This is a genomic window from Arenibacterium halophilum (assembly GCF_005938225.1).
GTDB lineage: Bacteria > Pseudomonadota > Alphaproteobacteria > Rhodobacterales > Rhodobacteraceae > Arenibacterium > Arenibacterium halophilum.
The window spans coordinates 67161-92399 of sequence record NZ_VCPC01000004.1 but is presented as its reverse complement, the minus strand read 5'-3'; the positions used below and the strand labels follow the sequence as shown (position 1 = coordinate 92399).

Annotated in this window: 27 protein-coding genes; 16 read left to right on the top strand and 11 right to left on the bottom strand. The window is 62.8% G+C overall.

Translation table 11 applies throughout. The features are described 5' to 3' along the window. The first annotated feature begins 34 nt into the window (after positions 1 to 34). Positions 35 to 895: a CpsD/CapB family tyrosine-protein kinase gene (locus FGK64_RS17370; protein WP_138865125.1), complete on the top strand. Its 861-nt coding sequence runs from the start codon at positions 35 to 37 to the stop codon at positions 893 to 895. Here FGK64_RS17370 and FGK64_RS17365 read toward each other — a convergent pair. Beyond that, complete coding sequence (locus FGK64_RS17365) at positions 889 to 1488, bottom strand: rhomboid family intramembrane serine protease (protein WP_246057807.1); 600 nt, start codon at positions 1486 to 1488, stop codon at positions 889 to 891. The genes FGK64_RS17370 and FGK64_RS17365 overlap by 7 nt on opposite strands. A 236-nt stretch (positions 1489 to 1724) precedes the next feature. Between FGK64_RS17365 and FGK64_RS17360 the strand changes: the two genes are divergently transcribed. Further along, positions 1725 to 3308, top strand: a complete 1584-nt coding sequence (locus FGK64_RS17360) for a hypothetical protein (RefSeq protein WP_138865124.1) — start codon at positions 1725 to 1727, stop codon at positions 3306 to 3308. On the opposite strand, the gene glpD is transcribed toward FGK64_RS17360, so the two are convergent. Together glpD and FGK64_RS17350 are read right to left on the bottom strand one after the other, a co-directional pair. Beyond that, positions 3284 to 4873 carry a glycerol-3-phosphate dehydrogenase gene (gene glpD, locus FGK64_RS17355; RefSeq protein ID WP_138865123.1) on the bottom strand — a complete coding sequence of 530 codons (1590 nt, stop codon included), beginning with the start codon at positions 4871 to 4873 and terminating at the stop codon, positions 3284 to 3286. The two genes, FGK64_RS17360 and glpD, sit on opposite strands and share 25 nt — an antisense overlap. Next, positions 4848 to 5639, bottom strand: coding sequence for a DeoR/GlpR family DNA-binding transcription regulator (locus FGK64_RS17350; protein WP_138865122.1), 792 nt, complete (start codon positions 5637 to 5639; stop codon positions 4848 to 4850). The genes glpD and FGK64_RS17350 overlap by 26 nt, the downstream gene beginning before the upstream one ends. A 150-nt stretch (positions 5640 to 5789) precedes the next feature. On the opposite strand from FGK64_RS17350, the gene FGK64_RS17345 reads away from it, so the two are divergent. The 6 genes from FGK64_RS17345 (at position 5790) to FGK64_RS17320 (ending at position 11831) form a co-directional block, all read left to right on the top strand. Then, a complete protein-coding gene (locus tag FGK64_RS17345) occupies positions 5790 to 7526 on the top strand; it encodes an ABC transporter substrate-binding protein (protein ID WP_138865121.1) in 1737 nt (578 codons plus the stop codon). A 99-nt stretch (positions 7527 to 7625) separates the two neighbouring features. Next, on the top strand, positions 7626 to 8687 hold the full coding sequence (locus FGK64_RS17340; RefSeq protein WP_138865120.1) for an ABC transporter ATP-binding protein: 1062 nt from the start codon (positions 7626 to 7628) through the stop codon (positions 8685 to 8687). Positions 8688 to 8696: 9 nt separating this feature from the next. Beyond that, on the top strand, positions 8697 to 9770 hold the full coding sequence (locus FGK64_RS17335; RefSeq protein WP_138865119.1) for an ABC transporter ATP-binding protein: 1074 nt from the start codon (positions 8697 to 8699) through the stop codon (positions 9768 to 9770). Next, positions 9767 to 10630: a carbohydrate ABC transporter permease gene (locus tag FGK64_RS17330; RefSeq protein WP_138865118.1), complete on the top strand. Its 864-nt coding sequence runs from the start codon at positions 9767 to 9769 to the stop codon at positions 10628 to 10630. The genes FGK64_RS17335 and FGK64_RS17330 overlap by 4 nt, the downstream gene beginning before the upstream one ends. A gap of 8 nt (positions 10631 to 10638) precedes the next feature. Continuing rightward, positions 10639 to 11436 (top strand): carbohydrate ABC transporter permease, encoded by a 798-nt coding sequence (locus tag FGK64_RS17325; protein ID WP_138865117.1) that lies wholly within the window; start codon positions 10639 to 10641, stop codon positions 11434 to 11436. 128 nt (positions 11437 to 11564) lie between these two features. Next, positions 11565 to 11831, top strand: coding sequence for a DUF2160 domain-containing protein (locus FGK64_RS17320; protein ID WP_342773969.1), 267 nt, complete (start codon positions 11565 to 11567; stop codon positions 11829 to 11831). A 192-nt stretch (positions 11832 to 12023) separates the two neighbouring features. Here FGK64_RS17320 and FGK64_RS17315 read toward each other — a convergent pair whose 3' ends face one another. Both FGK64_RS17315 and FGK64_RS17310 read right to left on the bottom strand, forming a co-directional pair. Beyond that, positions 12024 to 12728, bottom strand: coding sequence for a winged helix-turn-helix domain-containing protein (locus tag FGK64_RS17315; RefSeq protein ID WP_138865115.1), 705 nt, complete (start codon positions 12726 to 12728; stop codon positions 12024 to 12026). After that, positions 12700 to 12990: a hypothetical protein gene (locus tag FGK64_RS17310; RefSeq protein ID WP_138865114.1), complete on the bottom strand. Its 291-nt coding sequence runs from the start codon at positions 12988 to 12990 to the stop codon at positions 12700 to 12702. The genes FGK64_RS17315 and FGK64_RS17310 overlap by 29 nt, the downstream gene beginning before the upstream one ends. 172 nt (positions 12991 to 13162) lie before the next feature. Between FGK64_RS17310 and FGK64_RS17305 the strand changes: the two genes are divergently transcribed. From FGK64_RS17305 to FGK64_RS17280, 5 genes are all read left to right on the top strand, one after another. Further along, on the top strand, positions 13163 to 13648 hold the full coding sequence (locus FGK64_RS17305) for a hypothetical protein (RefSeq protein ID WP_138865113.1): 486 nt from the start codon (positions 13163 to 13165) through the stop codon (positions 13646 to 13648). A gap of 153 nt (positions 13649 to 13801) precedes the next feature. Continuing rightward, positions 13802 to 14224 (top strand): hypothetical protein, encoded by a 423-nt coding sequence (locus tag FGK64_RS22235; RefSeq protein WP_171054127.1) that lies wholly within the window; start codon positions 13802 to 13804, stop codon positions 14222 to 14224. 41 nt (positions 14225 to 14265) lie between these two features. Beyond that, a complete protein-coding gene (locus FGK64_RS17290; RefSeq protein WP_138865110.1) occupies positions 14266 to 14898 on the top strand; it encodes a ribonuclease HII in 633 nt (210 codons plus the stop codon). 91 nt (positions 14899 to 14989) lie between these two features. Then, positions 14990 to 16093 (top strand): site-specific DNA-methyltransferase, encoded by a 1104-nt coding sequence (locus FGK64_RS17285; protein ID WP_138865109.1) that lies wholly within the window; start codon positions 14990 to 14992, stop codon positions 16091 to 16093. A 133-nt stretch (positions 16094 to 16226) separates the two neighbouring features. Continuing rightward, entirely contained in the window at positions 16227 to 17600 is a 1374-nt protein-coding gene (locus tag FGK64_RS17280; RefSeq protein ID WP_138865108.1) for an adenylate/guanylate cyclase domain-containing protein, read from the top strand. Here the strand turns inward: FGK64_RS17280 and FGK64_RS17275 are convergent. From FGK64_RS17275 to mutY, 3 genes are all read right to left on the bottom strand, one after another. After that, on the bottom strand, positions 17597 to 18007 hold the full coding sequence (locus FGK64_RS17275) for a response regulator (RefSeq protein WP_138865107.1): 411 nt from the start codon (positions 18005 to 18007) through the stop codon (positions 17597 to 17599). The genes FGK64_RS17280 and FGK64_RS17275 overlap by 4 nt on opposite strands. Before the next feature lie 65 nt (positions 18008 to 18072). Continuing rightward, a complete protein-coding gene (locus tag FGK64_RS17270; RefSeq protein ID WP_138865106.1) occupies positions 18073 to 19206 on the bottom strand; it encodes an alkane 1-monooxygenase in 1134 nt (377 codons plus the stop codon). 85 nt (positions 19207 to 19291) lie between these two features. Continuing rightward, on the bottom strand, positions 19292 to 20344 hold the full coding sequence (gene mutY / locus FGK64_RS17265) for an A/G-specific adenine glycosylase (protein ID WP_138865105.1): 1053 nt from the start codon (positions 20342 to 20344) through the stop codon (positions 19292 to 19294). 84 nt (positions 20345 to 20428) lie between these two features. Here mutY and FGK64_RS17260 point away from each other — a divergent pair, with 84 nt between their 5' ends. Genes FGK64_RS17260 through FGK64_RS17250 form a run of 3 tightly spaced genes read left to right on the top strand, consistent with a single transcriptional unit; the run spans position 20429 to position 22738 of the window. After that, the gene (locus FGK64_RS17260; RefSeq protein WP_138865471.1) at positions 20429 to 20935 is read left to right on the top strand and encodes a DUF721 domain-containing protein; all 507 of its coding nucleotides are present in this window, start codon (positions 20429 to 20431) and stop codon (positions 20933 to 20935) included. Between the two features lie 13 nt (positions 20936 to 20948). Continuing rightward, positions 20949 to 21623, top strand: coding sequence for a DsbA family protein (locus FGK64_RS17255; RefSeq protein WP_138865104.1), 675 nt, complete (start codon positions 20949 to 20951; stop codon positions 21621 to 21623). Then, a complete protein-coding gene (locus FGK64_RS17250; RefSeq protein WP_138865103.1) occupies positions 21623 to 22738 on the top strand; it encodes a CaiB/BaiF CoA transferase family protein in 1116 nt (371 codons plus the stop codon). Before FGK64_RS17255 ends, FGK64_RS17250 begins: the two co-directional genes overlap by 1 nt. Here FGK64_RS17250 and lpxK read toward each other — a convergent pair. The 3 genes from lpxK to FGK64_RS17235 are packed head-to-tail and all read right to left on the bottom strand — an operon-like array spanning position 22735 to position 25204. Beyond that, complete coding sequence (gene lpxK / locus FGK64_RS17245) at positions 22735 to 23733, bottom strand: tetraacyldisaccharide 4'-kinase (protein WP_138865102.1); 999 nt, start codon at positions 23731 to 23733, stop codon at positions 22735 to 22737. The two genes, FGK64_RS17250 and lpxK, sit on opposite strands and share 4 nt — an antisense overlap. Beyond that, positions 23720 to 24958, bottom strand: a complete 1239-nt coding sequence (locus tag FGK64_RS17240; RefSeq protein WP_138865101.1) for a 3-deoxy-D-manno-octulosonic acid transferase — start codon at positions 24956 to 24958, stop codon at positions 23720 to 23722. Before FGK64_RS17240 ends, lpxK begins: the two co-directional genes overlap by 14 nt. A gap of 3 nt (positions 24959 to 24961) precedes the next feature. After that, complete coding sequence (locus FGK64_RS17235) at positions 24962 to 25204, bottom strand: DUF4170 domain-containing protein (RefSeq protein WP_138865100.1); 243 nt, start codon at positions 25202 to 25204, stop codon at positions 24962 to 24964. Positions 25205 to 25239 lie beyond the last annotated feature (35 nt).

The window sequence follows — 25239 nt, the reverse complement described above, 5'->3', positions numbered from 1 at the left end:
GGCGATTCCCGCCCGATCAGAACGGAGACATGACATGGACCGTCTTCAACAGGCCATCAGCAAGGCCCGCAAAGAGCGTGAAGCCTCGGGCGGTGTCACAACGTCGCCGGCGCAATCTCCCCGGGGGGTGACGGCCGCTCAGGCGGCGGCCCGCCAGGCCGTTCCGCCGGCTGGCGATGTCACGGCGCGCTGGGCCGCGTTGAACCCGCTTCAGGTGACCAGCAAGACCGTTCGCAGCAATCGCCTGATGGCATATACACCGGGCGAAGCGGCCATCCCGTTCGACATGCTGCGTACCAAGATTTTGCAGCAGGCCCGCAAGAACAAGTGGCGCCGCATTGCAATTGTTTCGTCCGACAGCGGAGCAGGGAAATCTACCTTGGCCGCGAACCTTGGGTTCAGCTTTGGCCGGATGCGCGACAAGCGAACCATCATTCTTGATTTCGATCTGCGCCGCTTTGGCCTGGGCCCGATACTGGGCGTCAAGCCGGTGGCGGGCATGGCCGAGGTGCTGCGCGGTGAAACCAGCTTTGCTGATCACGCGCTCTGCCACGATGGCAACGTGGCTTACGGGCTGAACCGGAACCGTGTGCAAAACCCGGCCGAGTTGTTGCAGTCGCCGCGCACAGCCGAAATTTTGAACCAGATCGAACAGGACTACGAACCCGATCTGATGTTCTTTGACACGCCGCCGCTGATGGTCAGCGACGACAGCCATGGCGTTCTGCAAAGCGCCGATTGCGCGCTTCTGGTCGCGGCGGCCGAAGTGACTCCGATGGACCGGATCGACGTGGCCGAGCGCCAGTTGTCAGAATTGACGAATGTGATGGGCATTGTTCTGAACCGCTGCCGCTACAACGCGGGCGCCCACAGCTATGAAGGCGAATACTACTGATCCGGGGCGCGGCGCAGCGCGGCCATGAGTGCCGCGCCAGCCACGAAACCGCCAAGATGGGCCTCCCACGCGAGGGCGCCGCCTTCGGTCAGCCACATTACAAGGTTGAGCGCGGCCAGAACGGCAATATCGCGCGCCGCGATCAGCGTACGGCAGCGGCGTCCCGGGATAACGGACCAGTCCAGCCATTTCCACGCGCCTGCCAGCCCGAAAAGGGCGCCTGACGAGCCGACCATCGGGTTCAGCGCCGTGCCAAGAAGCGCGAACCCCAGCGCGCCGCCCACCGCCGACCCGGCATAGACCAGTACGAACCGCCAGCCCCACAGCCGATTGCGCAGCAGTTGCAGCAACACGACAAAGGCGATCATGTTCCCTGTCAGGTGCCAAAGGTTGGCGTGCAGGAAAGAATAGGTCACGAACATCGTTTGCGGCTGCGCGGCATAGTTCGGCCGCCAGTTGTCCAGCAGACCGGCCCAGAAGGCGCCGTATTGATAGGCCCGGGCGCGCAGGCGCGGTGTGCCGATCACGCCAAGGTCGGCCAGCGTCAGCGCCAGTTCCGTCAGGATGGGCAGCACCATGAACACGGCCAGCACGGGAATCATCCCGCGCCATGGATGCGCCCGTGGCGCTGTGCTTTGCCCGCCTCTCATGCAACAGCGATGCCGCGTTTGCGTCGCAAGAACAAGCGGCGAAGCGGCTGTAGGCGCAAAATGACTGCCAGCCGTGGCACCAGCCGTGTGATTTGCGCCTTTCTCTGCGTTCGGCCTATGCGCTTGATCCGACGTGGGTCATGGTGTGAAACTGGGTTGGCTATGTGGAAAACGATGGCATGAGGGTGAACGTTCTTCTGGCAGGCTTGCTGGCACTGGCCGCCGGACTTGGGGCTTATCGCGCCACCACCGGGCCGTCCGAACGACTTTTGGTGATTGACGATGCCGATCTGGTGCGAACCACGGCATCGGGTATGCGCACGGTTGAAGCTTTGACCTTGCCTCCAAATGCCGGTGGCCCTGCGGGCGTTTCCGCGTCACTGCCAATCGCAGGCGCCGCACAGCTGAACGGGCTGATAGGGCGCGGGGTTGCGCATGGGTTCGACGGATTTGTCTACGAAAATCGCGATCGAGATCATTCGACCCTGCAATCCAGTCAGTTTCCGGCGCTGACGTTTCTGCGCTACGGGCCAAAGCTGGTGCAACGTCACCGCGATTACGGGCTGGCGCAGGATATTGCGCTGCCAGTTCCGCTAATCGGGAATTCATCGACCGCACTCACCGGCAGGCCGCAATGGCGCAGCCAGACCCGCGCGGCGATGACGTCGCACCGGGGTACCATGGCTGCCGCGTCGCATTATCAGGCCAACGCCATCTATTTTTACCCCGAACATCAAGATCACGACGCCGTCGATATGTTCCCTGCCAACTGGCCCTACGTGGTGACCAGTCAGGGCTCGTCCGGCAGCGACCAGCCGTTCCTGATGTCGGCAGCGATGACATTGGCCGCCTTCCGTCCCGATACATGGGCCGCGTTGGAACGGGGCGGCCTTGTTGCACCGACGCTCCAGATGATCTTGCGGCGCAACCTTCTGGGTGTGAATGGGCGGGCCGACTACCTGTCGAACGTGGCGCATCCGGTGGTGTTTCACGGCAAAAGGCTACGGCCCGAACGCATGATCGCGCAGGCGGCGGCGATGCTGCCGGATACGATTCCGCCGATGGTGCGCCTGACGGTGGAAGAGGAAGACTTCGGCGATCGGGCCGGGTTGGCTGGCCTGAGCGAACGGCTTTTTTCCACGCCTTCGGCCATCGCGCGGCTGTGGCGCGGCCCGCAGTACGAACGCAGCCTGACTGTCAGTGCGGGCGACACAGTTGATCCAAACGGGCGGGAGCTGACGTTCCACTGGTTCGTCGTCACGGGCGATGCCAGCATCGAACCCATTGGCGATAAAGGTGATACCGCGCGGCTGACGCTGCAGTGGCAGGACGCCGTCGATATACCGTCGTTCCCGCCTGACGAACTGGCACAGCGCCGTGTCAGCCGAGTTGATATCGCGGTGGTGGCTGACAATGGCGCAAACCTCAGCGCCCCCGCGATGATCTCGGTCGCCTTCCCGACTCACCAGCAGCGCAGCTACACGCCGGACGCCCAAGGCAAGATGCACCTGAGTAGTATCGATTATAATGCCGTAGCGCGCAGCGCACCGTTCGATCCGGTGCTGTTCTGGTCTGCGCCCTGGGTCGACCATCTGGAATATGATGCCGCAGGCCAAGCCGTCGCCATTCGCAGGCAAGAGGGGCAGAAGAGCCTGCGAATCTCGCCCGACGGCGCCGTGGCCGGGGGCCGGGTTCGCCACATGCTGCCGCGCCAGATTTCGACCGAGATGGAGCTGACCTACGAAATCGTGCCGCAGGACTGACGGATGTAGCTGTCGATCTCCCCGGCCTGAATTTCGCTCACGCGGAGGCCCTGTTTCGTGCGGCGCCACAGGAAATCGTCGCCCGTGCGCACCCATTCGCGCGCAATCGCCCAATCCAGTTCGGCCTGTGTGACGGTTGCGCCGAAATCACGCCCCAGGTCAGTGGCTTGTCCCGCATCGCCCAGAATGTCGCGGGCCTCGGTGCCATAGGCGCGGACCATGCGTTCGGCCCATTTCGCATCCAGAAACGGATACGCGGCGCGCAGCCCGTCGATCAGCGCAGCCACGCCATCGACCGGAAAATTGCCACCGGGCAGGGGGATCCCCGCACTCCAATCCTCTTTCATGCCGGGGAAAAACGGCGCGGCCTTGTCCATCGCGGCTTCGGCAAGGCGACGATATGTGGTGATCTTGCCGCCAAAGATGTTCAGCAAAGGCGCCGCGCTGTCATCCAGGGACAGCACATATTCACGCGTTGCTGCCGTGGCGGAACTGGCCCCGTCATCATAGAGCGGCCGCACGCCCGAATAGGTCCAGACGATGTCATCCTGCTGTATATCGGTCTTGAAATATTCGCTGGCGAATGTGCGCAGATAATCCGACTCTTCCGGGGTGCAGACGGGCTTGACCGAGGGGGCGGGGTGGTCGGAATCCGTGGTGCCGATCAGCGTGAAATCCTGCTCGTAGGGGATGGCAAAGATGATCCGCCCGTCGCTGCCCTGAAAGAAATAGCATTTGTCGTGATCATACAGGCGGCGCGTCACGATATGGCTGCCGCGCACCAGCCGGATGTGTTCGGACGAATTGATGTGCAGCACCTGCCCCACAACATCCGACACCCAAGGGCCCCCCGCGTTCAAAAGGAACCGGGCGCGGTGGATCGCGCGCTTGCCGTCCGTCTCGGTGGTGATCGTCCAGTGATCGGCGGCGCGCTGGGCCTCGACCACGCGGGTGCGGGTCAGGATCGTCGCACCCCGGGCCTGCGCATCGCGGGCGTTCAGCACCACCAGCCGCGAATCCTGGACCCAGCAATCGGAATACTCAAAGGCCTTTTCAAAGCGTTCCTGCAACGGCGCGCCTTCGGCGCTGTTCTTCAGGTCCAGCGTTTTGGTGCCCGGCAGAATTTCGCGCGCGCCCAGCGTGTCGTACAGGTACAGCCCCAGCCGGATCAGCCAGGCGGGGCGCTTGCCCTTCATCCACGGCATGAACAGCGTCAGCAGGCGCGAGGCGGGGGTGGCCATGTCGAACCGCATCGCGGGATGGATCGGCAGCACGAAGCGCATCGGCCAGCTGATATGCGGCATCGCCTTCAGCAGCACCTCGCGCTCGCGCAATGCCTCGCGCACCAGCCGGAACTCGAAGAATTCGAGGTAGCGCAGCCCGCCGTGAAACAGCTTGGTCGAGGCAGAGGATGTCGCCCAGCCAAGATCGTTCATTTCGGCCAGCGTCACGCTCAGCCCGCGCCCCGCCGCATCGCGTGCGATGCCACAGCCGTTGATGCCGCCACCGATCACGAACATGTCGACGATATCGTTTCGATCAGGCGGATTTGAGCCCGAAGCCATTGTGTTCTTCCACTGTCAGAATTTGCGTATTTGCCCGCTCGGCCGCCTCGACAAAGGCGCGAGGCGGGGGCGTGTCGGTGATGAAATAGTCCAGATCGCCCACGTCGCAAATGCGCACCGGCGCCGACAGGTCGAACTTGGACGAATCGGCCACGCAGATGCGGTGGCGCGAATTGCGCAGGATCGCGCGGGCGACGGAAACCTCGCGCGTGTCGTAATCAAGGATCGCGCCATCGGCATCCAGCGCCGAGGCCCCGATCACCGCGAAATCGACCTTGTAGCGGGAAATGAACTCTACGGCCTCTTCGCCGACGATGGCGCCGTCGCTGGTGCGCACCGCCCCGCCCACAAGGATCAGCTCGCGCACGCGGCTGCCCATGAACTGGTTTATGATGTTGATATTGTTCGACATCACCATCAGCCCTTCGTGGCGCGACAGGGCGCGGGCGACCTGTTCGGTGGTGGTGCCGATGTTCAGCGTGACGGAACAGTTGTTTGGAATCAGCCCTGCCGCCAGCGTGCCCATCGATTCCTTCTCGGGGCCGCGCAGCAGGCGGCGTTCGTGGTATTCGCGGTTCGAAACGGTTGCGATCTTGCGCGCCCCGCCGTGGGTGCGCGCGGCCAGCCCACGGTCGCACAGTTCGGCAAGATCGCGGCGGATCGTCTGGCTGGTCACGCTGAATCGCCCGGCCAGGTCCTCAACCTCGACCCGCCCCTCAACCCTAAGGGATTCCAGTATTTCCTGCTGTCTCTGGCTCAAATCCATGAGGCCTTCCTTGGGCCATATCCGCAGGATCGTATAGGCCCAAAACGCGCGTTTCGCCAGAAAATTTATTCATTTGACTTTCGTTTGCGTTCGTTTCATCAAAATGACGCGAGGTAACTTGCGCATATACGAAACACAGGGAGGTGTGAGATGCGAAAGTATCTACTCTCCGCGGTTGCGGTCTCGGCCGTGATTGCGGGAAGCGATGCCGCGTATGCAGATGCTGCTGCGGCGGAAAAATGGATTAATGACGAGTTTCAGCCCTCGGCGCTCAGCAAAGACGAGCAAATGGCCGAGATGCAGTGGTTCATCGACGCCGCGGCGCCGTTTTCCGGTATGGAAATCAACGTGCTGTCCGAAGGCATTCCAACCCACCAATATGAAAGCGACGTGCTGACGAAGGCATTCGAGGAAATCACCGGCATCAAGGTGAACCATCAGATTCTGGGCGAAGGGGAGGTTGTCCAGGCTGTGCAGACCCAGATGCAGACGCAGCGCAACCTTTACGATGCCTATGTCAACGACAGCGACCTGATCGGTACACACTCAAGGCTGCAACTGGCGGTGAACCTGACCGAATGGATGGCCGGCGAAGCGGCGGATGTGACCTCGCCCACGCTGGACCTTGATGATTTCATGGGCATCAGCTTTACCACCGGGCCCGATGGCAACCTGTATCAGCTGCCCGACCAGCAGTTCGCGAACCTCTACTGGTTCCGCAAGGACTGGTTTGACAATCCCGACCTCAAGGCGCGGTTTCAGGAAAAATACGGCTATGAGCTGGGCGTGCCGGTCAACTGGTCTGCCTACGAGGACATCGCGCAGTTCTTTTCCGAGGACGTGAAGGAAATTGACGGCGTGACCGTCTATGGCCACATGGATTACGGCAAACGCGCGCCCGACCTTGGCTGGCGGATGACGGATGCCTGGCTGTCGATGGCAGGAACGGGTTCGAAAGGCGAACCGAACGGGCGGCCCATCGACGAATGGGGCATCCGGATGGAAGAAGGCAGCTGCAACCCCTCGGGCGCATCCGTGTCGCGCGGTGGGGCAGCAAACGGCCCGGCGGCGGTTTATGCGATCCGCAAGTGGGATGAATGGCTGCGCAACTATGCCCCCCCGGGCGCGGCGTCCTATGATTTCTACCAGTCGCTTCCGGCCCTGAGCCAGGGCAACGTGGCCCAGCAGATTTTCTGGTACACCGCCTTCCTGGCCGACATGGTCAAGCCGAAATCCGAGGGCAACAATACCGTCGATGACGAAGGCACGCCGCTGTGGCGCGCGGCCCCGTCGCCGCATGGCCCCTATTGGGAAGAAGGCCAGAAGGTCGGCTATCAGGACGTGGGGTCGTGGACGATCCTGAAATCCACGCCGACCGACCGCGCCAAGGCCGCATGGCTTTATGCGCAGTTCGTGACGTCAAAAACCGTGGACACCAAGAAAAGCCATGTCGGGCTGACCTTTGCCCGCGACAGTACGGTGCGGCATGAATCCTTCACCGAACGCGCGCCGAAACTGGGTGGTGTGGTCGAATTCTATCGCTCGCCCGACCGGGTGGCGTGGTCGCCGACCGGCATCAACGTGCCCGATTATCCCAAGCTGGCCCAGATCTGGTGGCAGCAGATCGGTGACGTGAACTCGGGCGCCTTTACCCCGCAGGAAGCGATGGACCGTCTGGCCAATGAAATGGATGTGACGATGGCCCGGATGCAGCAGGCGGACGAGGCGGCCAATGTCTATGGCGGCTGCGGCCCGCGCCTGAACGAGCCGAAGGATCCGTCCGAATGGCTGGGCAAGGGCGGGGCGAAAGCCAAACTCGACAACGAAAAGCCGCAGGGCATGACCGTCAACTATGACGAACTGGTCGCGCGCTGGGCGGCCAACTGAACCGCGCGCGCCGGGTCCCTCTCTTCCCGGCGCGGGCCTCGGACGGGGGCAAATGCCTTCGTCCGATCTATGAACTCCAAGGTCTCACAGGGGCGGGGCATGACCATCGAGCTGCGAAACGTCACCAAGACCGTCGGCGCGGTGACCCATATCAAACCAACCTCGCTGGTGCTGGAGCCCGGGCATTTCAACGTGCTTCTGGGCGAAACCGGAGCGGGGAAAACCTCGCTTATCAAGCTGATGGCCGGGCTTGACCCGGTCGCCTCGGGCACGATCATGATGAACGGGCAGGACGTGACCCATGTGTCGACGCAGAAGCGCCGTATCAGCCTGGTGCACCAGTTTTTCGTGAACTACCCGCATATGAGCGTTTACGACAACATCGCCTCGCCGCTGAAGATCGCGGGCATGGCGACATCCGAAATCGAAGGCCGGGTGGAAGAGGTGGCGCGGCTGTTACAGCTGACACCGATGCTGAACCGCCGCCCGCAGGAACTCTCGGGCGGGCAGCAGCAGCGCACCGCGCTGGCCCGTGCCATCGCCAAGGACAGCCAGGCGGTGTTCCTGGACGAACCGCTGGCAAACCTGGATTACAAACTGCGGGAAGAACTGCGCGATCAGCTGCCCGAGCTGTTCGCCGGTCGCGGCGCCATCGTGGTCTACGCGACATCCGAACCCGAAGAGGCGCTGTTGCTGGGCGGGCGCACCGCGCTGATGCATGACGGGCACGTTGCGCAATTCGGCCCCACGGCCGAGATTTACCGCAAGCCCGGCAACCTCAAGGCGGCGCAGGTGTTTTCCGATCCGCCGATCAACACCGCGCCTATTGTGAAACAGGGCAATCGGGCAAAGATGGGGGCCGCATCCTGGGATCTGACCGGCGCTGCCGCGTCGCTGCGCGACGGGCCCTATACCGTGGCGGTGCGTCCAAACTACGTCCTGCCCCGCGCCACTGACACGGCCCGCGTGCCGATGACGGGCACAGTGCTGGTAACGGAACTCTCCGGCTCGGAATCCAGCGCGCATTTCTCGACCGAGGCGGGTAACTGGGTGTCGCTGTCGCACGGGGTGCACCCCTATCGCGTGGGCGAAGATCACCAGTTCTTCATGGACGCGAGCAAGTGTTTCTATTTCGCGCCCGATGGCGCGCTGGCGGCATAGGGGGCGCGGATGGCCAAGATCACGCTATCGCAGCTGCGCCACAGCTATCTGCCCAACCCGGCCAGCCCGGACGATTACGCGCTAAAACAGATCGACCACACCTGGCAGGACGGCGGCGCCTATGCGCTGCTGGGGCCGTCGGGCTGCGGGAAATCAACCCTTCTCAACATCATCTCCGGCTTGTTGGAGCCGTCCGAAGGCCAGATCCTGTTCGACGACCAGGACGTGACCCACCTGCCGCCCGACAAGCGCAACATCGCGCAGGTGTTCCAGTTTCCGGTGATCTACGACACGATGAGCGTTTACGACAACCTTGCCTTTCCCCTGCGCAACCGGGGCCGCGCCGAGGATGTCGTGCGCCAGCGCGTGACCGAGATTGCCGAGATGCTGGACGTGACCGCGATGCTGGAAACCCGCGCCTCGCACCTGTCACCCGACAATAAACAGAAAATCTCGATGGGGCGGGGGCTGGTGCGCAACGACGTAAACGTGGTGATGTTCGACGAGCCGCTAACGGTGATCGACCCGCATCTGAAATGGAAGCTGCGGTCAAAGCTGAAGGAACTGCATCACCGGGTGAAGGCGACAATGATCTACGTCACCCACGACCAGACCGAGGCGCTGACCTTTGCCGATCAGGTTGTGGTGATGGACCTTGGCGTGATCGTGCAGATCGGCACCCCGGTCGAACTGTTTGAACGTCCCGCGCACACTTTCGTGGGCCATTTCATCGGCTCGCCCGGCATGAATGTGCTGCCCGCCGAGCTGGACAACGGCGGCGCGCGCTTTGCCGGCGTGCCGATCCCGCTGGAAGGCCCGATTACCGGATCAGGACAGCGCATCGAAATCGGCATCCGCCCCGAATTCGTCTCGCTCGGGTCCGGAGGCGTTACCGGCCGCGTGCGCAAGGTGTCCGACCTTGGCCGCCACAACGTGGTCGAGGCGATGGTGGGCGACACGCGCATTTCCGCCATCGTCGATGGCCCAGTGCCCGAACAGGGCGCCGAGGTGGGGCTGACCTTCCGGCAGGATCAGACCCGCCTGTATGCCGACGGCTGGCTGGCAACGGAGGCACGCCCATGAAAACCCAGAACAACCGCGCCTGGCTGTTCGTGCTGCCGGTCCTGCTGCTGGTGGCCTTCAACGCGCTGATCCCGATCATGACGGTGGTCAACTATTCGGTGCAGGAAACCTTTGGCAACAATCAGTTCTTCTGGCAGGGGCTCGACTGGTTCCAGCAGCTGCTGCGGTCTGACAGGTTCCATGCCGCGCTGGGGCGGCAATTCCTATTCACCGGCATGATCCTTGCGATCGAAGTGCCGCTGGGCATCATCATCGCATTGTCTATGCCGAAGAAAGGCATCTGGGTGCCCGTCTGTCTTGTGCTGATGGCGCTACCGATGCTGATCCCGTGGAACGTGGTCGGCGCGATGTGGAACATCTTTACCCTGCCCGACATCGGGCTGTTGGGGTATTTCATGAACCACACTCTGGGCATTTCCTATGATATGACCCAGAATCCCATTGCTGCCTGGATGACGGTGATCACCATGGATGTCTGGCACTGGACATCGCTAGTGGTGCTGCTGTGCTATGCCGGGCTGGTGTCGATCCCGGATGCCTATTACCAGGCCGCGCGGATCGACGGCGCCTCGGCCTGGAAGGTGTTCCGCTACATACAGCTGCCCAAGATGAAAACCGTGCTGACCATCGCGGTGCTGCTGCGGTTCATGGACAGCTTCAACATCTATACCGAGCCCTTCGTGCTGACCGGCGGCGGCCCGGGCAATTCGACGACGCTGCTGTCGATCGACCTGGTCAAGATCGCGCTGGGCCAGTTCGATCTGGGTCCGGCGGCGGCGATGTCGCTGATCTACTTCGCGATCACGCTTCTGGTGTCATGGCTGTTCTACACGCTGATGACACGCGACGATAACCGATAGGGGGAACGATGCAAAAACGCCACCTGATCCCGCTGGTCTATATCCTGTTCCTGCTCCTGCCGATCTATTGGCTGGTCGCGATGAGCTTCAAGACAACGAATGAAATCCTCTCGGGCTTTTCGCTGTTCCCGCAGACGTTTACCTGGGAAAACTACGCCACCATCTTTACCGATCCAACGTGGTACTGGGGCTATATCAACTCGATCATCTACGTCTCGCTCAACACGGTGATCTCGGTCGCGGTGGCGCTGCCCGCAGCCTATGCATTCTCGCGCTACCGGTTCCTGGGCGACAAGCACCTGTTCTTCTGGCTGCTGACCAACCGCATGGCCCCGGCGGCGGTCTTCGCGCTGCCGTTCTTTCAGCTTTATCAGGCGGTCGGGCTGTTCGACACGCATCTTGCGGTGGCGCTGGCGCATTGCCTGTTCAACATCCCGCTCGCGGTCTGGATCCTCGAAGGTTTCATGGGCGGCGTGCCGAAGGAACTGGACGAAACCGCCTATGTCGACGGCTATTCCTTCCCGCGTTTCTTCGTCACCATCTTCCTGCCAACGATCAAGGCTGGTGTCGGGGTCACGGCGTTCTTCTGTTTCATGTTCTCGTGGGTCGAACTGTTGCTGGCCAAGACCCTCACCGCGGTCGCGGCCAAGCCCATCGCGGCCACGATGACCAAAACCGCATCCTCGGCAGGATACGAACTCGGCCTGCTCGCGGCAGCGGGAACGCTGACCATCATTCCCGGCGCCATCGTGATCTATTTCGTTCGAAACTATATCGCCAAGGGTTTTGCCTTGGGGAGGGTGTGATGCGCTACCTTGCTGTCCTGCTTGCGGCCCTGCCGTCGATGGCCTTGGCGCAGGGATGGGGCAACGTCGCGAAGCAGGCCGAACCCAAGGGGTTTTCATGGACGGACCCGCTGTTCGGCGGCACATGGATGGCATGGACAGCCGCCACCGCAGCCGTCTTCATCGGCATCTTCGGCGCCATGGCGGTGTTGACGGTGATCGAACTGCGCCGCCCCGGAGGCGATGAACGGCGCGGCGCGCTCGGCCTCACCACGACACGCGGGGATCGGCTGTTCATCACGCTTATGGGAGCGGTCTATATCTTCCTCGCATGGCTCGGCTTGACCGACATGCAGCTTTGGGCGCCTCTTGGGCTGTCTCTGCTCTGGGCCACCTTCTGCTTCTGGAAAGCGTGACAGGATCGCGCTGGCGCGCGATGCCTCCGGCGGGGATATTTGGACCCCAAAGAGATATCGCACTTCACGTTCTTTGGGGGCAAATATCCCGGGGGAGTCCGCGCAGCGGGCGGGGGCAGAGCCCCCTTCTTCCTTTGTTGCCGCGTCCCGCCGGCACGCGGCAGAGCTCCTTCTGTCCTTGCCAAGCAGGACTCACACCATCTGAATCACGTCTTTCTCAATCGCCAGCATGTACCCCCGCCGTGCGATGTTCTTGACCAGAAGTTCGCTGACCATCTGATTGCCCAGCGTATCGCGCAGCCGCTTGATCCGGGTTGCTCCGGCGGCCTCGTCGCAGTCCGCTTCATCGCGGCCGGAAATCATCGCTTCAATCTGCGCGCCCGACAACACGTCGTCGTCCAGCCGGGCCTCGGCCAGAACCGACAGCGTTTCCATCGCCGCGGCGGTCAGCTTGAAATCGAGGTTGTTGAGGTAGACCGTGTTTTCCTCGCGGCTGATCAGCAGCGAATTGACGTCCAGCCCCTTGCGTTCGATCCGGGCCATGCGGCGGTTCATCGTGACCAGCATCACAAGGAACACCAGCGCGGCGACCAGAAGTGCAGTGGCCAGAACCAACAGGACGAAGATCACCATCCGATAGCTGGCGAGCGTGTCGGAAAACGCGGTGCCCGATTGGGCAAGAATTTCCAGAAGCTTGATTTCAGCTTCGCCGGTGAGCGTGTCGTTTTCAACGAATAGCCGCTCGACCCTTGCATTGAACGCATTCGCATCCGGCAGGGCGAACAGCAGCATTGCGCCCGCTGCAACAACGACCAGTACGATGGCAGCAATGCCGAGTTGCACGATCAGCCCGCCCGATCGGCGCGCGTCAGAAGCGGAGATAGAAGCCTGCGGCATTCGCTTTCCTTTCGGCAAGTCCTTCGGGGCCGAAGACCGAGAGCACGTTCAACAATGTCCAGCCACCGGCATTCAGACGCGCGGCAACCTCGGCGCGGGCGGCCGCCCGGTCGCAGGGGCCCTGGAGCTGCATCACGCCATAATGCAGTCGTAGGGGATTGTCTTGCTTCGCCTTGTAATCGGCAAAACATTGGGCTGCGGCGGGCTGGGCCAGGCCGACAAGGATCGCGGAAACCGCGAGAAAGCGGATGAGATGTGTCATGACGGCACCCTGCGCGCGAATGCTGCGATATTCAATAACCGTAGGGGTTTGAGGGTGCTGTTATCCAATAACAGGGGGGCGATATTGCCTGTCTCGGCGGGGTGGGGCGACGGTGAGGCATCGGTCATCCGTTCAGACCATTCACCACGTGCAACCCGAAAGGACCCGCCCCATGCATCGCAAGTTCATCGCCTTCATCATCTCGGCCGCCGTGGCCGTCACAGCCTTCAGCGCCCCGGCGCGCGCGGATGAAGATGCCGCACGGGTTCTGGCCGGCATCGCCGCGCTGGCGATCCTGGGCAAGATTATCCACGACAGCCGTGACGACGATAACGTGGTCACCCACAACCGCTATCCCGGCTACAATTACTACACGCCGGGCTACCGTCCGGCGCCGGTGCGCCCCGCCCCGGTGCGCCCGGTTCCGCTGCCGCCGCGGGTCACGCGCTATGACCTGCCGGGTTCGTGTATGCAGACCCACCATGTTCGCAACGACAAGATACGGATGCTGGGGCAGCGGTGCCTGCGCAACAGCTATCGGCAGGCCAACGCGCTGCCACAGGCCTGCAAGGTTCAGATCAACAACCGCCATGGCTCGCACACCGGCTATGAACCCCAGTGCCTGCGCCAGCGCGGTTACCGGATCGCCCGCAACTAGGGCGATGGGGCACACCGCCACGTGTCCCTGAAAGCGGCGCACCGCCACGCGCCCTTTGGGGGAGTGCCTGAAAGGGCACTCCTCTTTTTTTGTTGATCATGATTCGTCAACAGTTTAGGCGTTACGATGCTGCCAACATTCGAGGAGAGTGAAATGGACCCGATTTCCGGTGCCACGGCAGCACCTGTTTCTTATACCAAGCAAGCTGGCAAAAGCGCGATGTCGGTCGGCCATCAGGCCAAGGCCGCCGTGGCCGAGGCGCTTGCCGCCGGTGTCGAACTGGCCAGGAACGCGCAGGGTTTTGCGGCCTCGCAGATTGCGCGTGGCGCCGATGCCGCCAGCGTCTTTGCCGCGCAGATCGCCGCGCTGACCCCGGTGGAGCCAGTCATCCCGCCTGAGGGGCAGGTGATCGACGCCTACGAACTCGGCACCGGCACCCCGGAAGAGACGGCGGCGCCCGACGACACCGGAACGCCCGTGGAAGCGCCGACAACCCCGCTTGACGAGGCGTTGACCCCGTCCGAAGTCGCCACCACCTTGCTCGATCCGCTGACCGAAGCCGAAGCGGACGCGTGATTTGACCTTGCCCATGCCCCGGTTTCGGGCCAGCTAGGGGCATGGCCGGACCAGACGACAGTTTTGAACGTGCCGCGATGGCGCGCGGCTTCCTGCGAATTGCAGGAGTGGATGAAGTTGGTCGTGGCCCCTTGGCCGGGCCGGTGACGGCCGCCGCCGTGGTGCTTGACATGGCAAAACTGCCCGAAGGTCTGAACGATTCCAAGAAATTGACCGCACGGGCACGGGATAGGCTGGCCAAGGCGATCCACGCACAGGCCGAGGTTTCGGTGGCCCACGCCAGTGTCGCCGAGATCGACGAATTGAATATTCTGCGCGCCAGCCACCTTGCCATGGTCCGCGCGGTGGCCGCGCTCGATCCGGCGCCTGATTATGTGCTGATCGACGGCAACATGGTACCGGTCGGTCTGGCCATTGCGCATGAAACCATCGTCAAGGGCGATGCGCGCTCTGTCTCGGTCGCGGCGGCCTCGATTGTCGCCAAAACCTGCCGCGACGCGATCATGGTGGATTTGGCGCAACAGCACCCCGGGTATGGGTGGGAAACCAACGCAGGCTACCCATCGAAACGTCACATTTTGGCACTGAGCGAGATTGGTGTAACCCCACACCATAGGCGTTCGTTCAAGCCGGTCCACAATATCTTGTATCAAGATAAAATCGTAAACGGTTGATTCAAAAAAGAATTTGACGGCGAATCGGGTTTGACTCATCTTTTGTCACAACGACGAGAGCGCGAAACAAGCGCCCGGCATAGAGGCAGACATGACAAAAGTAAAAGCCCGAGGCGCCCAGGCGCTTCCGTTGAATACGATATTGGACGGCGACTGCATCGAGATGATGAACAGTCTGCCCGAGGCGTCTGTCGATCTGATTTTCGCCGATCCGCCCTATAACCTGCAGCTTCGCGGTGAGTTGCATCGCCCTGACAATTCGCAGGTCGACGCGGTCAACGATCATTGGGACCAGTTCAGCTCTTTCGCGGCCTACGACGAATTTACCCGCGCCTGGCTGGCGGCTGCGCGCCGCTTGCTGAAACCCAATGGCGCGATCTGGGTGATCGGGTCGTATCACAACATTTTCCGCGTCGGTGCGGCGCTTCAGAACGAAGGATTCTGGATCCTGAACGATGTGGTCTGGCGCAAATCCAACCCAATGCCGAATTTCCGCGGCAAGCGGCTGACCAATGCCCATGAAACGATGATCTGGGCCAGCAAGTCGGAAGGCGCGAAATATACCTTCAACTACGAGGCGCTGAAATCGCTGAACGAGGGCATCCAGATGCGGTCGGACTGGGTTTTGCCGATCTGCACCGGGCATGAGCGGCTGAAGGATGAAAACGGCGACAAGGCACATCCGACGCAAAAGCCGGAATCGCTGCTGCATCGCGTGATCGTTGGTTCGACCAATCCGGGCGACGTGGTGCTTGATCCTTTCTTTGGCACAGGCACAACTGGCGCCGTGGCCAAGATGTTGGGCCGCGAGTTCATCGGGATCGAGCGGGAAGAGGCGTATCGGAAGGCCGCAACCGCCCGCATCGCCAAGGTGCGCAAGTTCGACCGCGAGGCGTTGCAGGTCTCGACCTCGAAACGCGCCGAGCCGCGCGTGCCCTTTGGCCAGCTGGTCGAACGCGGCATGCTGCGCCCGGGGGAAGAGCTGTTTTCGATGAACAACCGCCACAAGGCGAAGGTGCGGGCCGATGGCACGCTGATCGGGGACGACATCAAGGGCTCGATCCATCAGGTTGGCGCACATCTGGAGGGCGCGCCCAGCTGCAACGGCTGGACTTACTGGTGCTACAAGCGCGATGGCAAACGTGTGCCCATCGATGTGCTGCGCCAGCAGATCCGCGCCGAGATGAGCGCCTGATCCAACTCAAAACCTATTGTTTACCGCCGGTGCCTGTGGCCTGACACATGGCACTCACCTTGCCCCGCCGCTTTCGGCGGGGCATTTTTGTTGCAAAGGTCAGGCGCCCCGGCGTCGCAGGAGGAGGCCACGCATGTCCGATACTGCACCGTCCATTTGGCCAGGCCGCGCCGACCCGGTGGCCGAGGACGCCAATCGCCACGTTCAGGCGGCCTTGGAGCGTCACAAACGCGAAGGCATGAAGCTGGCGATGCGGGCGCGCTGGGTGGCGCTGGCGATCATCGCGGTGATGCTGCCGTTCCTGAACCCGGGCTGGGATATCCTGTATTACGAGGCGCTTATGGCGGCCTTGGGCGCGGTGGGCTGGCTGCAGTATCGGGTTGGACGGGTCGGACGGTCACAGCTTGAATTCTTTGTCATGGCGCTGGATCTGCTTCTGGTCGCACTGATTGTGCTGGTGCCCAACCCCTTTGCTCCGGAACAGTGGCCGACGGCGATGAATTATCGCTTCCACGGCTTTATCTATTTCTTCGTGATTCTCGCGGCGGGTACGCTCACCTACAGTTGGCGCACGATCACGGCGATGGGCCATTGGGTGGCGGCGCTTTGGTTGCTGGGGGCGCTTACGGTCTGGTGGTTCGGTCGGGTTGACGACGGGCTGGCGCGGGCCGCAACAGGTGCGTTTGGGCAAGACCTTGAAATGGTTCGGATTCTTGACCCCAACGCAATCGGGTTCGACATCCGCGTGCAAGAGGTGGTCGTCTTCGTGATCGTTGCCGTGATCCTTGCGATGACGGTGCGGCGATTTCATATGCTGCTGCTGGAAACCGCCGAGCTGAACCGCGAGCGCGAAAACCTGTCGCGCTATTTCTCACCCAACGTCGTGGAAGAACTGTCGCACAACGACGAACCTTTGCAGCAGACCCGTACCCACGACGTGGCGGTGATGTTTGTCGATATCGTCGGATTTACCAGTTTCGCCGCGCATCATTCGCCGGCCGAAGTGATCGGGCTGCTGCGCGACTTCCATGCGCGCATGGAATCCGAGGTCTTTCTTCACGGCGGCACCTTGGACAAATACCTTGGCGACGGGCTGATGGCGACCTTCGGCACGCCGACACCAGGCAGCGACGATGCCACCCGCGCGCTGACCTGCGCGCGCCATATGTGCGCTATGCTGGACACCTGGAATGCCGAGAGGCTGGCCCGGGGCGAGCTGCCTGTCAAAGGGAGCATCGGTGTCCACTATGGGCCGGTGATCCTTGGCGATATCGGTGCGCACCGGCTGGAATTCGCGGTCATAGGCAACACGGTGAACGTGACCAGCCGGCTTGAGCGTCTGACCCGGTCGCTGAACGCCAGCCTTGTCGTCAGTGATACGCTTTACCACGCAGCACAGCGCGAATCCGGCGCAGACGCCCCCATCCTTGGGGGCCTCACGCGCCATCCGCCGCAACCTGTCCGCGGATTGGATCAGCCCGTCCCGGTCTGGTCAGATGCGGCCTAGTGCACCGCGTCGCTGACCGGCAGCGCCTGAACAATGGTGTCAGCGGTAAAGTCGGATTTGTTGACCACACAGGCCACACCGGCCATCTGCGCTTTCTGCCACATGAAGGGAGAGGGCCAGTCCGACACGATGATCACGGGAATCCCCGCAAAATCCTTGTTCTGCGCAAGTTCCAGCACGAAATTCGCGCCTTTGCCATCGGGCAGGTTGTTGTCGAGCAGGATCAGGGACACCGGTTCGCGGGTCAGAACGTCGCGCGCGTCCGTCAGTGTCGATACGATGCGCGTGGTGAACTGTCGGTTCGTCCGATCCAGCACCCGTTTGATGAGTTTCTGATCAAAGCGGCTGTCTTCCACGATCAGGCAGCGGCCTTCGATTTCGGCATTCGGTTTGGCGGTATCCGGCATGTGACCCCTCCGTAAACGACTCGCCTGCGAAAAATCGCAGGCAAGCCTTAACAAAGGGTGATCTGTTACCGCGGCATCGGCGTCTTATGCCTGTTGTAGGGCGTCCAGTCGGTGATTTCGGGGTAATACATTGCCCGCCATCGTCGCACCCGAGGGTTCATCATGCGTCGGAACAGAGGCGGAATCAGTGCGGCGGTTGTCATGATCGGATAGCCATGCGGCAGCTGCGGAGCGGCATCCTCGGTATAATTCTGCAACAGCGGAAAACGGCGGTTCGGCTTGTAGTGATGGTCGGAATGGCGTTGCAGGTTGATCAGCAGCCAGTTCGACCCCTTGTGCGCAGCGTTCCAGGAATGACGCGGCAGGACGTGTTCGTATTTTCCGTCGCCCAGGTATTTCCGTGTCAGGCCATAGTGTTCGACATAATTCACCATCTCCAGCTGCCACACGGCAATCGCGGCCTGAAACAGGAACAGCCCGACGCCAAGCCCGCCTCCCAGTGCAAAGGCCACTGCCAGCATCGCGCCTTGCAGCGCCAGGTATTTCCAAAACGGGTTGCTGATATGGCTGGCCGACAGTCCCTTGCGCGCCAGTTGCGCCTTTTCCGCGCGCAGCGCAGATACAAGGCTTTCCACCAGCACCCGCAAAAAGAAAAGATGAAAATTCTCGTTATATCGCGCCGTCACCGCGTCGCGCGGGGTGCCGACATGGCGGTGATGCACCAGCAGGTGTTCCGAGCGGAAATGCGAATAGAGCACCATCGCCAGCAGCAGATCGCCCAAAGCGCGTTCATACCGGTTTTTCTGGTGCATCAGCTCGTGGCTGTAATTGATGCCCAGCGTCCCGGTCAGCACACCGACACCGAAGAACAGGCCGAATTTTTCCAGCAGCGTCAGATGCGTGGCATGGCTGACATAGGCCACCATCGAAAACACCATCACAATCTGAACCGGCACCCAGACCCATGTGATCAGCTTGTACCAGAACAGGTGGCTGTCGGGGGTCTCGGGGTCGGCGTTTTCAAGGTTCAGCCCAAGGATCGAGTCCAGCGCGGTATAGGTGTTCCAGGTCACGATAGGGATCAGAACCATGATCCAGCCGCCGTGCACCGCGCTGTACCAGACCAATGGCAACAGCAGGAACGAGGCGGCAAAGGGCAGGGCGTTTATCAGGCGGGCGGGTTTGTCAGGCGCGATCATGTTTGGCTCCGCAAGGCATCAGGGTGCGGTCTACCTAATTTCACAGGGTAAACGATGCATTTTGCGACCGTACGTTGCAAGGTGCTCAGGATTTTGCTTGCCACAGATCGAAGGCTTTACGCATCACCGTCGGCAGGTCCGAGGGGCGAAATTCGGCACGCGGCATGAATTGGCCCCGGGTGGGCATCGCCTCCGGGCCGACCGTGGAGGCTTGCAAGGTCAGGATCAGGTGAAAATGGGTGAAGGTATGGCGCACCTCGCCCGGCAGGGTCCGCCACTCCGTCTCTATAGGCGGATCTTCTGGCGGAGCTTCGGCCCATTCTGTGCCCGGCCAGCCCAACATCCCGCCCAGCAACCCCTTGTCGGGGCGTGTTTCCAGCAGCAGCGCGCCATCGCTACGCTGCACCAGATAGGCGATGCCACGGCGAATGGGTTTCGGTTTCTTCGGGGTTTTCTTCGGCAACTCGGGTGCGGTGCCACGTGCGCGGGCCGTGCAGACGCCGATCAGCGGGCAGATGCCGCAGGCCGGGCTGCGCGGGGTACAGATGGTGGCGCCAAGGTCCATCACCGCCTGCGCATGATCGCCGGGGCGTTCCAGTGGCTTCAGCGCCTCGGCATGGGCAAACAGCTCGGGCTTGGCGGCGGGCAGAGGCGTGTGCACGTCAAACAGGCGCGCCATCACCCGTTCCACGTTGCCGTCCATCACCGTCTCGGCCCGGTCGAAGGCGATCGAGGAGACGGCGGCGGCGGTATAGGGCCCGATGCCGGGCAGGGCCAGCAGCCCTTCGCGCGTGTCGGGAAACGTACCGTGCAATTCCCCCGCCACTACGCGTGCGCATTTCAGCAGGTTGCGCGCGCGGGCGTAATACCCAAGGCCCGCCCATTCGCCCATCACCTCGGCATCTTCTGCCTCGGCCAGCGCGGTTACCGTCGGCCAGCGCGTGGTGAAGCGGTGGAAATAGTCGCGCACGGCGGCAACGGTGGTTTGCTGTAGCATGATTTCGGACAGCCAGACGCGATAGGGATCGGGGCGCTCGCCCGCCCTGCGTGCGGCAGGGCCGACGCGCCATGGCAGATCGCGCGCGTTGGCATCGTACCACGCCAGCAGGTCGTGCCCTATTACATCCGTGTCACGCAATATTTATGCCCCTCTCCGGCGGTTTCGCTGGCGCCGTGCGGCCCTGCCCTTACAATAGGGTCGAAACGCCCGGATACCATGCCCATGCCGCCACGCAAATCATCGACCCGCGGGTTCAAGCGGACCGCCATCGTGCTGAACGACCAGATCAAGCGCGCCGGCGAAAGCCGGGGCTTTGCCGTGTCGCGGGTGCTGACTCATTGGGCCGAGATCGCTGGCGCCGACATTGCCGGCATTGCGCGGCCCGTCAACGTATCCTATGGGCGCGGCGGGTTCGGCGCGACGCTGACAGTGCTGACCACGGGCGCGCAGGCCCCCATGCTGGAAATGCAGAAGGAACGCCTGCGCGAGCGCGTGAACGCCGCCTATGGCTATAACGCCATCTCTCGCGTGCGCATCACCCAGACCGCGCCAACCGGCTTTTCCGAGGGGCAGGCGATGTTTGCCCCGCAACCCAAGCCCACGGCCCCTGCGCCCGACCCGAGAGTGGTCAGTGAGGTGGGCCAGGCCGTCGCGCCGGTGGAAAACGCCGATCTGCGCGCCGCGCTTGAACGTCTGGGCCGGAACGTATTAAGCAATTCCAAACGCTAGGAAAGGGGTATCCATGACCCGCATGTTCGCCTTGGCCGGGGGCGCGATCGCGATTGCCGCCGCCGCTTATTTCACCTTCACGCCGGGCACGCCCGGCACCACCGCGATTGATCCGTTCGTCGGCGCCGCGAACGCGCAGGAAACGACAGAGGCCGATACCTCAGCCATCGTCGAAATGACGCTGGGCGCCGAGGATGCGCCGGTGACAATGGTGGAATACGCCTCTTTCACCTGCCCGCATTGCGCGAACTTCCACACCAGCAGCATGAAGCAGCTGAAAAGCGATTTCATCGACACCGGCAAGGTCAAGCTGATCTATCGTGACGTGTATTTCGACAAATACGGTCTGTGGGCCTCGATGGTGGCGCGCTGCACCGGGCCCGACAAGTTCTTCGGCATCGCCGATCTGCTGTACAAGGGTCAGCGCGACTGGGTCCAGGTTGGCAATGACACCGGCACCATCGGCGCGCTGCGCAAGATCGGCCGCCTTGCCGGGATCGAGCAGGAAGAACTGGAAGCCTGTCTGCAGGATGGTGACAAGGCGCAGGCGCTGATCGCGTGGTATCAGGAAAACGCCACCGCCGATGAAATCACCGGCACGCCCAGCTTCATCATCAACGGCAAGATGGTGAAAAATCAGCCCTATGACGACCTGAAAAAGGTGATCGAAGCGGAACTTGGCGAATAATGCCGGCACCGCTTGAAGGACTGAAAGTCATTGAGTTGGCGCGGATTCTGGCTGGCCCCTGGGCCGGTCAGACCCTGTCGGATCTTGGCGCAAGTGTCACCAAGATCGAGTCGCCCGCAGGCGACGATACCCGCGCTTGGGGCCCGCCCTTCGTCACCCGCGACGATGACACATCGGCCAGCTATTTTCATTCGACCAACCGGGGCAAGGCCTCGGTCACTGTCGATTTCTCGACCCCCGAAGGGCAGGCGCAGATCCGCGAGATGGTGCGCGACGCCGATATCTTCATCGAGAACTTCAAGGTCGGCGGGCTGAAGAAATACGGGCTGGATTACGAAAGCCTGTCTGAAATCAACCCGCGCCTGATCTATTGCTCGGTCACCGGGTTTGGCCAGACGGGGCCCTATGCGCATCGTGCCGGGTATGATTTCATCATTCAGGGCATGTCGGGGCTGATGTCGATCACCGGCGCGCCCGAGGGCCAGCCGCAGAAAACCGGCGTGGCGATCACCGACATCTTCACCGGGGTCTACTCGGTCGCGGGTATCCTGGCGGCGCTGCATCAGCGGGGCACGACGGGCAAGGGCCAGCATATCGACATGGCACTGCTGGATGTGGCCGTTGCGGTGACCGCCAATCAGGCGCTGAACTACCTGACCACGGGCGAAGCGCCGGGCCGCATGGGCAACGCGCACATGAACCTGACGCCCTACGAGGTGTTCGATTGCGCCGATGGCTTCATCATCATCGCCACCGGCAATGACGGCCAGTACCAGCGCCTGTGCGGCCTGTTGGGGCTGGACGACATGGCGCAACACCCCGATTTCCTGCACAACAAGGACCGGATCGCCAACCGTCGCGTGATGATCGCGCGGCTGAACGGCGCGACGGCGGGTTGGTCAAAGGCCGATCTGCTGGCCGCCTGCGAAGGGCAGGGCGTGCCCGCCGGGCCGATCAACGACCTGGCCGAGGTGATGGCGGATCCGCAGGTCGTGGCGCGGGGCATGCAGATTTCTCTGGATGGCGTGCCGGGCGTGCGCGCGCCGTTCCGCTTTTCCGATGCCGAACTGGCGCTGCACCGTCCGGCGCCGAAACTGGGCGAAGACAACGCCTAAGGCGGGGGGGCAACGGCGCGCAGCCGTTGCTCCAACGCCTCGGCCTGTTCGATCTGCAAGCGCACTGGCAGGGTGATGACGTTTCGGCGAAAGGCTGACGGCAGGCGCACGGCGTCCTTTTCCGTGGTCACCAGTTGGGCGCCCAGACTGCGCGCCTCTGCCTCCAGTCGCGACAGCAGGGTCGGCGACAGCCTTTGGTGATCGTCCAGCGCCTGCGCGCGGCGGATGTCTGCGCCCAAAGCACGCAGCGTGGCAAAGAATTTCTCGGGTCGCCCGATCCCTGCAAAAGCCAGCACCGGCGTTCCGGCCCAGTCCATACCTGTTTCCAGCGGGCGCACTTCGCCTGTCACGTGGGGCACGGAAATTGCATCGCCCCAACGCGCGGCAAAATCGGTCTGCGCTTCGGGTGCGCCCAGCGACAGCACCAGATCGGCACGGCGCAGGCCCGCAGCCACGGGTTCGCGCAGGGGGCCAGCGGGCAGGCAGCGGCCGTTGCCAAAGCCCACGGCGGCATCCACGACAACAATGGAAAAATCTTTTGAAACCGAAGGGTTCTGGAATCCGTCGTCCATAATGATCACGGTCGCGCCGGCCTGCGCTGCCGCCCGTGCCCCGGCGGCACGGTCACGCGCCACCCAGACGCGCGCAAAGGCGGCCAGCAGCAGCGGCTCGTCCCCGGTTTGCGCAGCGGTGTGGCGGGCGGGGTCAACTTCGGTTGGGGCCGTCAGCGTTCCACCATAGCCGCGGCTGACGACATGGGGCTCGTGCCCCATGGCGCGCAACCGCTCGACCAACCAGATCGCGGTTGGTGTCTTGCCGGTGCCGCCTGCGTTCAGGTTGCCGACACAGATCACAGGCACACCGGGCGCGGCGCCTGCCGATCCGGCCACGCGCCGTGCCGTTGCGCGGCCATAGGCCCAACCCAAGGGCGCAAGAAGTCGCGCGGCCAGCCCGGGGTGGTCCGGCGCGTTGTTCCAGAACTCAGGTGGTTTCATGCGCGGCCTCAAGTTGATCCAGCCGATCCTGCACCATGTCGACCAACCGGTCGGTCAGCTCGGCGCCCTCGGTCGCGATCTGCCAGCCCGAAAGGGCCATCGTGGCCGCGTGATCCGGTGCGATCAGTGTCAGCAGCGCGGACCCGAGTGTTTCGGCGCTGGTCACGGTGCGCGCCGCCCCGGCGGCCGTTAGCCGCGTATAGGTGTCGGCATGGGCGCCTACATGCGGTCCAAACAGCACGGCCGAGCCCAGCGCGGCGGCATCCAGCGGGCTTATCCCTGTGCCATCCGGGGAAAGCGAGTTGCCAAGAAAGGCAATCGGCGCAATGCGATACCACAGGCCAAGATCGGCCTCGTCGGTGGAAATCAGGATTTGTATCGGATCTTCGACGGGGTCGCCATTGTCCCAGTCGGCAAAGCGCAAGCGATGGGCGGCCAGCCGCTCGCACAGCCCATCACGGCAGGACGCCTGATCCAGATGCAGGATCAGCAACAGCCGGTGCGACAGCCGCAGTGCGGCGCGATGGGCCGCGATAACGGCGTCGATCTCGTCCGGTTGGGTCCGCGCCGAGAGCCAGACCGGGCGCGCGGCCAGATCGGTCGTCAGGTCGGCAAGGTCGCCATCGTGGCAGGGCGGTGGCGACACGCCGGGGCGCAGCGGATCGGTTTGCGAGACTTTGGCGGGCGCAATGCCCAGCCGTGCCACCGCCTGCTGCGCGGCGCGCGAGGTCACCAGAATGGTGTCGAACTGGTCCAGACCCGAGCGGGCGAAAGACGGCAGCCAGCGGAACCGGCCCGCCTGAAAATCGCCTGCGGATACGTCGGCCAGGATCATTGCCATGCCACGCCGGGCAGCGGCGCGCGTGTAGTGCGAAATCAACCGCCCTCCGGCCCAGAGACACAGATCGGGTTGCCAATGATCCAGAAACGCATCGGCATGGGTGGCCAGATCGGCTTGCACCGCGTGGCAATACACGGCGAACCCGGCGGCCTCGGGCGTGGGTTCGGGCATGGATTGCGCGTCAAAGCTGGTCACCACCTGCACGTCGGGCCGCACCATGCCGATGCGCTGGGCCAGATCCGCCAGCGCGGCGAACTGGATCGGCGTGCTGGCGTGAAACCACAGCACTGGCCCGGCCGGGCGCGCGGGGCGCCCGGGGTCTTCCGGCACGGCATCGCGCCGGGGCCGCGCCCCAAGAGACGCAAGGCCAAGCCCGCGGGCCAAGGATCAGCCCAGCTCTTCTGTCGGGGATGCCTGCGCCTCTTCGTCCCGCAGTCGGTGAAGATGGGCGATGAAATAGCGCATATGGGCATTATCCACCGTGCGCTGTGCCTCGGATTTCCAAGCGTTATAGGCGGTTTCATAGTTCGGGAACATGCCGACGATGTGGATATCCTCGACGTTCTTGAACCGGTTTTTCTGGGGGTCGATCAGTTCGCCACCAAAGACAAGGTGAAGCCGTTGAACCATTTCCGTTTCCTTTCAGGCGGGGGTGGATCGCGCCG